Origin of the sequence: Bradyrhizobium sp. SZCCHNS1050 (genome assembly GCF_032484785.1) — a bacterium.
Taxonomy (GTDB): Bacteria; Pseudomonadota; Alphaproteobacteria; order Rhizobiales; family Xanthobacteraceae; genus Bradyrhizobium.
The window spans coordinates 358,880-370,910 of record NZ_JAUETR010000002.1; the positions used below are offsets into that span (position 1 = coordinate 358,880).

The 12,031-nt window shown below is 59.0% G+C and carries 10 protein-coding genes; 6 read left to right on the forward strand and 4 right to left on the reverse strand.

The window, feature by feature from the left end:
* Window positions 1-7 precede the first annotated feature (7 nt).
* The 5 genes from QX094_RS26050 (at window position 8) to QX094_RS26070 (ending at window position 4,862) form a co-directional block, all read left to right on the forward strand.
* Window positions 8-2,059, forward strand: coding sequence for a hypothetical protein (locus QX094_RS26050; RefSeq protein ID WP_316188332.1), 2,052 nt, complete (start codon window positions 8-10; stop codon window positions 2,057-2,059).
* A gap of 728 nt (window positions 2,060-2,787) precedes the next feature.
* Entirely contained in the window at window positions 2,788-3,930 is a 1,143-nt protein-coding gene (locus tag QX094_RS26055) for a TIGR02594 family protein (protein WP_316188333.1), read from the forward strand.
* 1 nt (window position 3,931) lies between these two features.
* The gene (locus QX094_RS26060; RefSeq protein WP_316188334.1) at window positions 3,932-4,246 is read left to right on the forward strand and encodes a hypothetical protein; all 315 of its coding nucleotides are present in this window, start codon (window positions 3,932-3,934) and stop codon (window positions 4,244-4,246) included.
* Between the two features lies 1 nt (window position 4,247).
* Complete coding sequence (locus tag QX094_RS26065; protein ID WP_316188335.1) at window positions 4,248-4,424, forward strand: hypothetical protein; 177 nt, start codon at window positions 4,248-4,250, stop codon at window positions 4,422-4,424.
* Between the two features lie 120 nt (window positions 4,425-4,544).
* Window positions 4,545-4,862 (forward strand): hypothetical protein, encoded by a 318-nt coding sequence (locus QX094_RS26070; protein WP_316188336.1) that lies wholly within the window; start codon window positions 4,545-4,547, stop codon window positions 4,860-4,862.
* Window positions 4,863-5,337: 475 nt separating this feature from the next.
* Here QX094_RS26070 and QX094_RS26075 read toward each other — a convergent pair whose 3' ends face one another.
* The 4 genes from QX094_RS26075 to QX094_RS26090 all read right to left on the reverse strand — a co-directional run bounded on the left by QX094_RS26075 (window position 5,338) and on the right by QX094_RS26090 (window position 10,003).
* Window positions 5,338-6,444 carry an acyltransferase gene (locus QX094_RS26075; protein WP_316188337.1) on the reverse strand — a complete coding sequence of 369 codons (1,107 nt, stop codon included), beginning with the start codon at window positions 6,442-6,444 and terminating at the stop codon, window positions 5,338-5,340.
* 256 nt (window positions 6,445-6,700) lie between these two features.
* Window positions 6,701-7,890 (reverse strand): IS3 family transposase gene (locus tag QX094_RS26080; RefSeq protein ID WP_315826682.1). Its coding sequence is split into 2 segments (ribosomal slippage): window positions 6,701-7,641 and window positions 7,641-7,890, totalling 1,191 coding nucleotides; the frame shifts between segments, so codons are not numbered across the junction.
* A gap of 351 nt (window positions 7,891-8,241) precedes the next feature.
* The gene (locus tag QX094_RS26085) at window positions 8,242-9,366 is read right to left on the reverse strand and encodes a hypothetical protein (protein ID WP_316188338.1); all 1,125 of its coding nucleotides are present in this window, start codon (window positions 9,364-9,366) and stop codon (window positions 8,242-8,244) included.
* A gap of 163 nt (window positions 9,367-9,529) precedes the next feature.
* Entirely contained in the window at window positions 9,530-10,003 is a 474-nt protein-coding gene (locus tag QX094_RS26090; RefSeq protein WP_316188339.1) for an acyltransferase family protein, read from the reverse strand.
* Between the two features lie 206 nt (window positions 10,004-10,209).
* Here QX094_RS26090 and QX094_RS26095 point away from each other — a divergent pair, with 206 nt between their 5' ends.
* Window positions 10,210-11,985, forward strand: coding sequence for an SPASM domain-containing protein (locus tag QX094_RS26095; protein WP_316188340.1), 1,776 nt, complete (start codon window positions 10,210-10,212; stop codon window positions 11,983-11,985).
* Window positions 11,986-12,031 lie beyond the last annotated feature (46 nt).

The window sequence follows — 12,031 nt, forward strand, 5'->3', positions numbered from 1 at the left end:
CTACAGCATGACGCTGACAGCGGCAGAGATTTTTCGCGACTATGAGACTGATGGCGTGCCAGGCAGCGGTCCGCATCGACCGGTCAAGGCAGAGATCCGTGGCTGGGGGGCCTGGCTCGAGCAGCTGCAGACCTCTGGACTGCCTGGATTGGCGTTCTCGACGCTCGCCGCGCTGACCGCGGATCTTGCGCATGCGGACAATACCGAGGCGCTGGTCTATGCCGATCCGGTCAAGGCCAACAACGGGCTTTACGTCAAGAGCGGCGCGAGTGGTGCCGGCGGATGGACCAGGTTCGGCGATCTGCCGGGATCGATCGTGCGGCTCACCGTGACCGGCGGAACGGCGAATGCGATCCAGGCGACCGCGACCGAGACGCCGGTGGCGCCTGGGAACAAGTTGTACCTGCTCACGCCGACAGCCAGCAACACTCTTGCGGTCACGATCGCGGTCGATGGCGCGCCGTCGGTTGCGATCAACAATGCCTTTGGGTCAGCCTTGGCTGCGGGGTCCCTGATCGGCGGCTCGCAGGTGCTGATGGGCTGGTTGACCGACCATTACCAGCTGCTGATTTCGGCCGTCGTGGATGGCAGCGCTATCCTGGCGGATGCCGTGGCGGCCCGGGATGCCTCATCCAGCTATGCCAATGCCTCGGCGGCGTCGGCCACGGCTGCGGCATCCTCGGCGTCGGCGCTCGGCAACCAGGTGCATCAATATGACGCCCGCGCTCTGGCGGCCGCGGCCACGATTCCGGTTGGGGTGCAGGCGATCAAGATCACGCGCTATGCGACCGGCTATCCGCTGGCCTATGCAACCTATATCCCGGGTATATCGACCGGCCCGATGGCCTTTCAGGAAGCGGCGGGTCACTGGTGGCAGCTTGATCTGTCGGCCAAGGAAGCGATCGTCGAGTGGTGGGGCACGAAGGCCGACGGCTCGACCAATGACACCACCGCGTTTCAGCAAGCGATCAACGATTGTAACGCCAATTTCGTGGGAACGCTGAAATGCGTCGGTCAGAACTATTCGGTGATCGGAGGGCTGGTCAATTCGGGGTCGGTGAAAATCGCGGGTTGCGGCTATGGCGCGGCCGCGACTACGATTCAAGCTTGGCACACTGACGTCACAGTCCTCACGATCACAGGGAGCGGCGGCGGCCTCGAAAACCTGTCGATCTTCGCCAAGGGCACCAACAACGATACGGGGACCTTCGGCGCGACGCACAACAGCGTCGTCATTTCCGGAAACGAGAACACCTTCGCCAACCTCTACATCTGGGGTGGTCTCGGCCTGTACTGCATCGGGACGGATAACGTCTTCATGGGCAACATCGACGTGTCCTTGTCCTACGGAGTCGGCAATCTGACCATTGCTGGCGCCGACTGGTACACGCGCGTCAAGATCGATAGCGCGCCGGCCGCGGCCTCGCCGACGGATACGCCTCCCTTCGCAGCGTGGGTCGGCAGCACGCCCTATACGGTCGGCAAGACGCGTGTGATCTCCGGCTATATCTGCGTCTGTACACAGGCGGGTACCTCCGGTGCCTCGGCGCCGACGCTGAAGAATTTCGGCATTGACATTGTCGATGGCACCGCGAAATGGCAGCTGCTCGGCAAGCAGGGCCTGGCCGGGGTCTATATCGGTGGGGCCGCCGGTGAGAATTTGTTCATGGGCTGCGACTTCACCGGCGCGGGCTATGAATACGGCGCCTTCATCGACGCGACGGCGGGCTATGTGACTTTCGACAATTGCGTGGTCGCCGCGCCGATGCAGGTCAACCACGCGTCGGGCTTCGTCGTGAGAGGGTGCCGTCTCGGCGGCAACATCACGGTCAATTCCGGCTATACGGGGATGACGACGATTACCGACAATCAGGCGGTCGGCACCTGGGGGATCACGATCGGCGCCGGTGCCGCGACAAAGATCGCGGACAATATTCTCAACGGCGGCCTGATCCAGATCCTGGGCTCGACGGATTATTATTCAGTGATGGGCAACGTGAAATGCAGCGTGTCGGCCACTGCGACCGGAACCCACTTCTCAGTCGCCAATGACATCTGAGTTGTCCTATGCGGTGACTCATGCCGCATGACGAGATGAGGGACGAACGTCGATGATCGATCTCGCTTCGATCACGACGGGCGACAAGTGGAAGCAAACGAAAGCAAGTTGCGGAGCTCGGCAGATCCGGAACTTCCCAGCGAATTTACCGCCAGCGCTCCTAGAAAGAAGATCAGGCAGCAGGGTTCGATGATCCGGCGCCAAGTTGCAAATTGAGCGAGGACTGCAATGGCGCACGAGATCCATGCAGCCCTCCAGATCGATTGTGTCATGGCGAATACTGCATAGGCGGTGATCACTATGAGCAATAGCGTTTTCAAGAGCCTAGTCGGATGAAGCCGCCGTTCCAGTTCTATCTCGAAATCGGAACACATAGCTAATCTGCCCCAAAAAAAGTTATAGCTAATTTGGTATGGTAGCATTTGAATTGGTCCGCATGTCAAGGTTGAATTCGTGTCTTTGCGCGCCTGCATCCGATTAGTGCGTAGCATTTTAGATCGGCACAAAGCGCCCCCCGTGAAGAATCTAGTTCGATCGAGCTGACGCGCGAGAGTTTGCGCGCGGTGTTTCCGCGCGCGTAGCGTTTCCAACGCGGTATCCACTTTCTACTCCCGAAGTCAGTCATGGCCGACTCCGCTGCCCCTCCGTGGCGCGAGGAATCGGTGCAGCCGCCATGCGCGTCCCCATGCATCACACGGCATCGCCCCCCCCTCGTCCAGATGCGACATATGCCAGATATCCTCCTCAACCTGCTCGGTAAGTCCGATCTCCTGATCGTCTTCGTGGGCATGGCTTATCTGCTCGCGCAGACCAACCGTTCGCTGCATACCGTCCTCTCGGACATGACGCGGCTGCTTGCAGGGCAGCCGCCGGCCACTTTGAAGCCTGCCGCCGTGCTTGCGTCGCAGATTGCACCAGCGCCTGTGTCGCCCCCGCCAGCGGTATTGCCGGCGCCGACGGCGGCCGATCCGGCGCCCTGGATGAAGGGGGCCATGGCTCAAATCGGCTTTCGCGAGACCGGTGACAACCACGGCATCGACCGCTTCATCGCGATGGCCCATTGCGGCGCGAATGGCGATCCATGGTGCGCGATCTTCGCCAACGCCATGCTCGAGCAAGCGGGCGTGCCGGGCACGCGTTCAGCGAGCTCGCAGTCTTTCCGGTCTCATCCGGGGTTCGTCAAGATCGAAGCCCCCTCGCGCGGCGCGATTGCAGTGTTCTGGCGCGGCCAGCAGGGCTCCGGCCTCGGTCATGTCGGGTTCTACTGGGGTGAGGACGATACCCGCGTCTGGACGCTCGGCGGCAACGAGAATGATATGGTCCAGATCGAGGCGTTGCCGAAGGCCTCCGAGCGCTTCGGCCTGATCGGCTATTGGTGGCCGACGGGCGTAGCCGTGCCGACCACAGGCCCGGCGATCATGCCGGCGGGCTCGGCGACCCGCATGCAGTCCGCTCCCGGAAACGCACCAGCACCAGCCGCAGTCCCCGCGCCGCGCGCCCGCCAGACGACGATCGTGGCAACGATGTTCGGGAACGGCGAGCCGTCGGCCTATGGCGGCCAGGTGGACGACGCTAAGCCTGGCGTCGCGCTGCCGTTTCGCTTTGCCGGCGAGCGCCCGCGCGTCCGCGTCATCAAGGGCGCGCGCTTCGTCGACTGCGACATCGTCGATGTCGGTCCTTGGAACACCAACGATCCCTATTGGGAAACAGGCGCCAGGCCACAGGCCGAAACGGGCACCGATGGGCGCGGCCGTCGCACCAACCGTGCCGGCATCGATCTCACCTTTGCGGCAGCCACTGCCGTCCAGCTCGACGGGAAGGGCCTCGTCGACTGGGAGTTTATCGATCAGCCCCAACCGAAGGTCTCCTGACGTGGATATCGCAGCAGCGGCCGCCACGGCCGAGAAGATCGTCGAGGAAGTCGCCAAGGTCGAGCCGACGCTCGCCACCATGGCCGGCATGTTCGTGCCGGGCGCTGCGCCCGTCGTAGCATCCGTGCAGCCAATGGTCGCGTTGGCGATACCGTTCGTCGAGCAGGCGCTGAAGGCCATTGCTGAACAGCGCAACGGCGACGCGCTCGCAGCCTTCGCCGAGCTGATCGGCCATCTCACCAAAGGCATGTCGAATTCGCCGGTGCTCAGCCCGACCGGCGTCACGATCCCTGCTGTTGGGGCTGAAGGAGGTTGAAGTGCAGAACGCGATGAAGAACTGGAAGACGAGTGCGGCCGGCGCGCTCATGGTGCTGAGCGGCATTGGCGCGATGTTTGGCGTCAAGACGGGCATCGATCCGTCGGCCGCCGTGGCGACGATCATGGGCGGTATTGGGCTCATCTTCGCCAAGGACGGTAACGTCAGCGGCACCTGAACGACGACATAGCGCGGCCGGCGGCCCGATGCGGCCGCCGGCCGCGCTCTATTGGTTGTGACATGCATCATCGGAGGCAACGCGCGCCCGGTCGAGCGCGCCACCATGTGGGAATGACAGGTGAACCAATCGGACAGGGGCGCTGACAAGACCGTCAGCGAGAAGCTGGTCGACAGCGTGCTGCTCAAGGCGTGGTCGCGCACCAGCATGATCGTGGCGACCATGGTCCTGCTGCCGATCGTGTTCTCGATCGGCAATCGGGTCCTAGCGTCGATGGACCAGGTCTCCGACAAGCTCGACCAGATGCGGATGGCGCAGATCGAAGCGTCCGCCAAGATCGAGGCTCTTCGCATGCAGCTCACCGTGCAGCAGCAGAGCCTCGCCGACCATGAAGCGCGTGTGCGTCAGCTCGAGCGCAGCCCCGTTCTGCGACAGTAAGTAGCCCTTCCTCGTCATGGCTGGGCTTCCGCGCGGCTGGGATTCCTTGGTTTCACCAGAGCATTTTAGGTGATCCGCGTTGGATCACCGCGCTAGATGACATGCTGAGAACGGTACCGTCAAAGAATGTTAGCTCTACCGCGATATCGCCGACTTTGTTTACGGTAAGAATTCGCCGAGGAGTTCCGCTCTGATCAACAACAACATGGCCAGCTTCCAGATGAGAGACCGCAGCAAAAATTCCAATGCAGTAAGCGTTATGCGTTGCGTTCCGCTCGCTTAAGTTGCGTGATGATCCATAAATGCAATCGTCAATTGATGACAAATCGGCGGCCTCGACAGGTTATCCAACATGATCCGCTCCCACGAAAGCGGGGGCTTCTTAAAAAAGGGTGATGGTGATCTCGGCGTTTTCGGTAGGCTATCATCGCGCCCATTTCGGGCACGACGGTGGTGAGGGCTGGGAATTTCAATGTCAGCTGAGCTTGCGTCTTAGCCAAGTCTGCGCGGGACGTTCGATGAGTTGATAGCTGCCGGCAGCGAAGGCCACGGTCAGCAGGATCGAGAGAGAAAAGCCCAACACCGAATAGCCTTGGTGACCTTGCGTAAGAAAAATGGCGAACCACGACCACATATAGATTGAGTAACTGATCTCGCCCAGGAACACCACGGAAGGACACGACAGAAAGCGACCGGTCGTGGTTTGATATCTGGCAGCCGCCACAAGAAACAGGGCAATTGCCGGCGCAAACACGAAGTTAGGGGTAAGGACCTTGATGTCCCCCTTCGTGAGATTGGCGAAAATAATGATGGATAGGCACCACGCTGCGCAGCACCAAGTTGTTAATTCTGCGACCGCGTTGCGGTGTCGTTTTTGGCCGTACGTCTGCACAACCTTTCCGGCTAAAACACCGGAGATAAATTCCGGCGATCGGGTGTAGGGACTGAAATATGTGACCCAGCCCCAAAAGTCAGCGCTGACCTTTTCATCGTGCCAGAACAATGGCTTTACATTGGCGTCAAGCCATTCGCGGTTGTGAAGGACAAAAGCTAATAGCGCTGGAGCAGTGGCCAATACCAGGCCGAGCGCGATCTCGGGGCGCTTCATTCGGTCGGGCACCGCTAGCGCTAAAGGAACGAACATCAAGTAGAAGAACCACTCTGTGCTGACAGACCAGTCGGGCTGGAAAATCAGACTTTGCATGTTGAACCAGGACTGAGTCAGCGTGAGATAATCAATAAAGGCGCCAGGACGATCCGAAAAAAATGGTCCCGCGTCGCGTTGCAGGGATAGAACAAGCGTCAGCGCATAGAGCGGATAAAGGCGTGAAAGGCGGGCAACGAAGAACTGCCAGCAGGCTCGACGCAAATTGATCGAATTGAAGATGTGCCCGTAATTGGTCTGGATCACGAACCCGCTCAGCACAAAAAATAACGACATTCCGAAATAGGCCAAGCGCGCACCAGCACCTACTATTCCGATTTGATCGGTGCGGGGATCAAACGAAGACGCGTGAGCGTGAGCAATGAGAACGGCGAACGCCGCGACGAACCGAAGTCCGGTGAGTTCAGGAATCCGCATTGCACGCGCCTCTTGGTGTGCTGACGGGACCTCAACATTCAACCTAGGCAATCCGATATCAACTGGTCGTCGTAAATGGGGCAGGCGCTACTGTTTCGACTTGAGCGCGGTCGCAGCGTCGACGCGTAGCGACTTCAGACCGCAAAACTCCAACAGGAAATCTGGCATGATCGAGCTGACGCGCGAGCGCCAGCGCACGGTCTTACCGCGCGCGGCTGAGACAGTGATCGAGGCGTTCTGACCTTGCCCCCAAGTTTTATCCAGGTCTGAGTTCGTTCGGGCGGTTGGATGTGCCCATCCGGGCGGTGGTAGCGGCGGGAGCTGGCGCGGAGCTCTCGGCATAGCGCAACGCCAGATCCCGACGCGGATTGCAGGTGGCGGCGAACTCGGATGGCGTCTTCCATCCGAGCTGGGAGTGCGGCCGAGCGTCGTTATAGTCGGCCTGCCAGCATCGGAGCGCAACGCGGGCCTGGGCGAGCGAGGTGAACAGCGTCTCGTTCAGCAGTTCATCCCGCAGGCGGCCGTTGAAGCTCTCGATGAAGGCGTTCTGCATGGGTTTGCCCGGCGCGATGTAGTGCCAGGCGATGCGGCTCTGATCGGCCCATGTCAGGATGGCATTGCTGGTGAGTTCGCTGCCGTTGTCGCTCACCACCATCTTGGGCTTGCCGCGCTCGGCGACCAGCCGGTCCAGCTCCCGAGCGACCCGGGCGCCCGAGAGCGAGGTGTCGGCCACCAGCGCCAGGCACTCGCGGGTGCAGTCGTCGACCACGGTCAGGACGCGGAAGCGCCGGCCGTCGGTCATCTGATCCGACACGAAGTCGAGCGACCAGCGATCATTCGAGAGCAGCGGCACCGTCATCGGTGCTCGTGTGCCGAGGGCCCGCTTGCGGCCACCTCTGCGGCGCACCGCGAGCCGTTCCTCACGATACAGCCGGAACAGCTTCTTGTGATTGACCAGGTAGCCCTCCCGCTTGAGCAGGACGTGCAAGCGACGATAGCCGAAGCGGCGGCGCTCATGGGCGATCGCCCTCATGCGCTGCCGCAGCCCGGCATCATCGGCCCGGCTCGTCTGATATCTGACCGTCATGCGGCAACATCCGATGGCTTTACACGCCCGCCGTTCGCTCAACCCGTGAACACCCACGAGATGTGCGACAGCTTTCCGCTTCGCAGCGGGCGTCACCACTTCTTTCCCAGCAGATCCTTCAGCGCTGCATTGTCCAGCATGGCCTCCGCCAGCAGCCGCTTGAGCCGCGTGTTCTCGTCCTCCAGCGTCTTCAGCCGCTTGGCCTCCGAGACGTCCATTCCGCCGAACTTGGCCTTCCACTTGTAAATGCTGGCGTCGCTCACGCCATGCTTGCGGCAGAGATCGGCGACCGGAACGCCGGCCTCGTGCTCCTTCAAAATCCCGATGATCTGCTCTTCCGTAAAGCGGCTGCGCTTCATGCTCTGGTCCTCGTTGGGCCAGAACGAACTTCAAACTGGATTAAGCTCCAGGGGCAAGGGCAGTTCGTCGCCAAGGAGGAGATGCTGACCAAAGGTCGGCGCCAGCGCCACCCAGGCGGACGCGGCTGGCGTACTTTCCTGGCTAATCTCCACGAAATGCGCCGGCTTTGCACTCATGGACCTCGAAGAGAGCCTGGCCTATACGCCGCAGCGCATGGCCGAGATGTGGCCGCATCGCCTTGCGGCGGGGCGGCGTAGGTGTGGCGCGGTTCAGCGAAGCGCCGGCTTGGCAGCTGACGGCTTTCGACGAGATCTCCGGCAACCGTATGGGCGACCGGAATAGCCGCAGTTTCACTCAGCAGCTCGACTCGATGCAGCGCAATCAATAATGGCGCGCTTGCCATCGGCCTCAGCCTCTACAATGAGAGAGTTGATTGTGTCTGACCTTGAGCATTTATACGTAACTGAAAATTCCTTCCCGCAGCCACTCGCTGGATCGCCGAGGCGAAATGCTGATATCGAAAATTCACATCGGGTGCGCTGATTGCATGAACGAGCCAGAGGTGCGGTCACGTTGCCGCGTTTGACCGGGATTGATGCTCCTATGGTGCCCTTGCAATTCAACCCGTAGCTTGCGGACAACACCTCGATCTCCGGGCGGTCACCGGACCACAAACGGCCGAGCATCCTCCAAGGTATTTCAGATTTGGCTGCTTGGCCCCCGACGACAACCGCCAGCAATAGCATAGTTACGACCAGGGCCGGCTTAATCGAAATGTGAGGTCCAGAAACGCCCGACGGGCGGGGCGGCAACGCTTGAGTGGCTCCTACTCTTCCAAGACACGCCCGTAGCCAGGATCTGCTGGGACGCTCGATCAATTGATACGTTGCATAAGAGACGACCAGGGTAAATGCGATACCGAACGCAATTCGGCCAACCGTATCCAAAGCAAAGGTCCCGTTCAGCGCAGGTTCCGGCCTGAGGAAAACCCTTAAAGTCCAGGTGTGAACGAGGTAGATTGAGTAACTTGCCTCACCAAGAGCAACCAGGGTCGGGGAGGACAACAATCGTGTAAACCGCGTATCGTAGCGCGCGACGTAAAAGAGGATGTACGCTATCGAAGGGACGCAAACGAAATTGTTCGAAAGGTGCTGTACGTAAGCAGCGACAACGGTCTCGTGACCATAGCCAACCTTCACCAAACCTGCACCGACGAGAAGTAGAAAGGCCGCTGCCAGTCCGACATCCCGAAACCGGGTTTCGGTCGCTGAGCATTGGAGCGGTCTCAGACGTATGATCAAATGCGATACGAGGCAGCCAGCTACAAATTCGAGAATCCGCACATACGGTGAGAAGTAAAAAAGCCAGCGGTAGAACGAACTTGAGAAGCGATCGTTCAAGTCGATGTAGTCGGGTATGGTTTTGCGAGCCAAGCCAAGAAACTCAGCCAGGAAGTAGCGGGAGGCAACGAGCATCAGAATGCTCGCGCAGCAGAAGGTGATGAGAGCCCAGAAGGCGGCGCGGCCACTCCGTAATCGAAAGCTCAGAAACGCAACCCCAATATACGCGAGATAGAAAAACGTCTCGGTCGAAATCGACCAGGAAAGTGGAGACAGCCAGTCTATTATGGACTGCCCTTCATAGATGTTGTACCACGCAGGATTGCGTGAGGCTGAAGTAGTGGGCCAAGATGGCAAGGAGTAGGTCAGTCCTACCATAGGTCTTGGCAAGGAAGTTGTCCGCAAACACCGAAAACAAGAGAAGAACAAGGTAGAGGGGGAATAGCCGTGCGAATCTCGCTGTCGCGAATTCACGCACGGCTTGTGCAGTTCCAACAGTACCAAAAAGTCTCGCGTAGTTGTAGTGGATCACGAAGCCGCTCAAAACAAAGAATAGCGGCATGCCGTACATTGCAACAAACGAAAGCTTATCCCGAATATTGTAATTCTGAAATGTTGCAATCCAGTCTGTCGCATGCGCGAACAGGATGAAAAAGGCAGCAAAGAATCGTAGTCCGGTCAAAGCTGGTAAAGGGGGGAGGCGGTCGATGAGCGGGTCCTCGGTAGTCGTGGGCTGACCTGCAAATCGCTTGTCGACAGCGGGCGCGTTCATCGAGTGCATCTCTCCCCCAAACCAGCTGTGCTACCTATAGGGCGTTGTGCGCGTAGGGTGAAGCATGCCGGCAACATTTCGGCTGGGAAGTGGCAGATCTGTGCCTGCACTGCTTGACGTTGAGCGCTTCGTACGGTTGAATAGTTGAGCATTTTCTAGCCTGAGGGGTGACCTTGGGGGCATTTTTTTGTTCCGGAGATTGTACAGTGAACCTTCTGGCCCGTTTATCCCGCTTTGCGTGGTCTGGCCGAGATGTGCGGCCAGAATCTCGCTCGGGGGACGTCGATCTCGGAACTCGGTTCGATCGAGGGTTCATCGACCAGATAGAGCGAACCGGCTTTCACCCCTTTATTTTGGTCCGCCTGGGGGAGGGCAACGAGGGGTCTGGTGCTTTTCTGACTTGCCCCACTCAGAACGAGGCCGGACAATTTGTGCGGGAGCTGTCAGAGCTTCCGGCGTTTGCGGGATCTCAGTTGCTTCGGGGGGTGGAGCGCGCGCTTCAACTCGACACCTATGAAGCTTGCAGCTGCTTTTACGCTTGGGCAACGGGCGCCAACGAGCTGCAAGAAACGATCCATGTCGGGCGCGCGGGCGAGGTTAATCATCCGTCGTTCTTCGGATATCCAGCGTATGGGCTGGGCGATCTGGCGTCACCATTGTCTGCCGACCAAAAGTCCAGACTGCTCCGTGCCGCCGTAGACGCCTATGAGGCGACTTCTGGAAACGATGCGTTTCGCTGGGCGATTTTCGAGGCGATGACGTTAGCACTATGCAGAATATATGCGAAGGCAAGTAGGTATGAGGAAGCCGCAGATGTCATTCAGCAAGCGATAGTGCGAGCGCCGGGATCTGTTCTGCTCAAGGGAGCGAAGCATGCGTTGGCGCTTAAAGCCGCCGGTGCAGACGTTCACCCCAGGCTCGAGAAATTCCTTGGCGATGACAATGACTATCTTAAGCAGTTCGTTTGTACCTTGCCGTTCGAGCGGTTCGACATCGGGCCAGACGGAACGGTGCTTCTTTGCTGCGGACATTGGATGCCGACGTCAGTTGGGAACTTCATGGACCAGTCCGTGGAGGACGTGCTCAATTCTCGGGTGGCTCTAGACATTCGAAGGTCCGTGACAGACGGAACCTACAAATACTGCAATCACGTTGATTGTGGAGCGATGGTCAGAGATACGCTGACCAGGGTTGAAAATGCGCCTGAAGTGATCCGGACCGCGATGGAGACGAAGGATTTTCGCCTTGATCATCCTTCGGAGGTGATGTTCGCTTTCGACCAGACGTGCAATCTCTCGTGTCCTTCGTGCCGAACGGAGCGGATTGTTGAGAAGCCGTCTCAGTCAACCGCAAAAGCGCGTGCCGTCGAGGATAAGTTTGCACCGCTTCTGGCGAAAGCCAAAATTTTGCACATCAATCCTGCGGGAGAGCTATTCGCGAGCAAGCCGTCTCGCAAAGTATTGGAGATGATCAGCGACGAAGCCGCGCCGGATGTGAAGCTTGCGATTATTTCCAATGGCACGCTGTTCAGCGAGCAGGAATGGAACAAGTATCCGGGGATTCACAATCGAGTCCAGTCAATCCGGATCTCGATCGATGCAGCGACTAAGGTCACGTTCGAGAAATTGCGCCGTTTGGGAAGGTATGAGCCGTTTATCGAGAATATGCGCTTCCTCCGTCATTTGCGTATGACGGTCGTGCCTCAGCTGAAGTTCTCGTTCACATACCAGATCGAAAACTTTCGTGAGATGCCGGCATTCGTCGATTTCTGCGAAGAGATGCATGCTGACTACGCAATTTTCGAGAGGTTGCAGAATATCGCATACACTCCCGCAGACTACCTCGAAAGAGCGGTGCATCGTCCAGAACATCGCCTGTATGGTGAGTTTATTGAGGTGATCAACGCTCCGAAGATGAGCGACGCCCGCTGTTGGCATGATTTCGACTATCCAGGCTACGTCGGCCGCAAGCTTGCAAGTTGACTGCGCTTCCCGACAAATTGCGCGAATTTCAGCCATTGCGGGATGA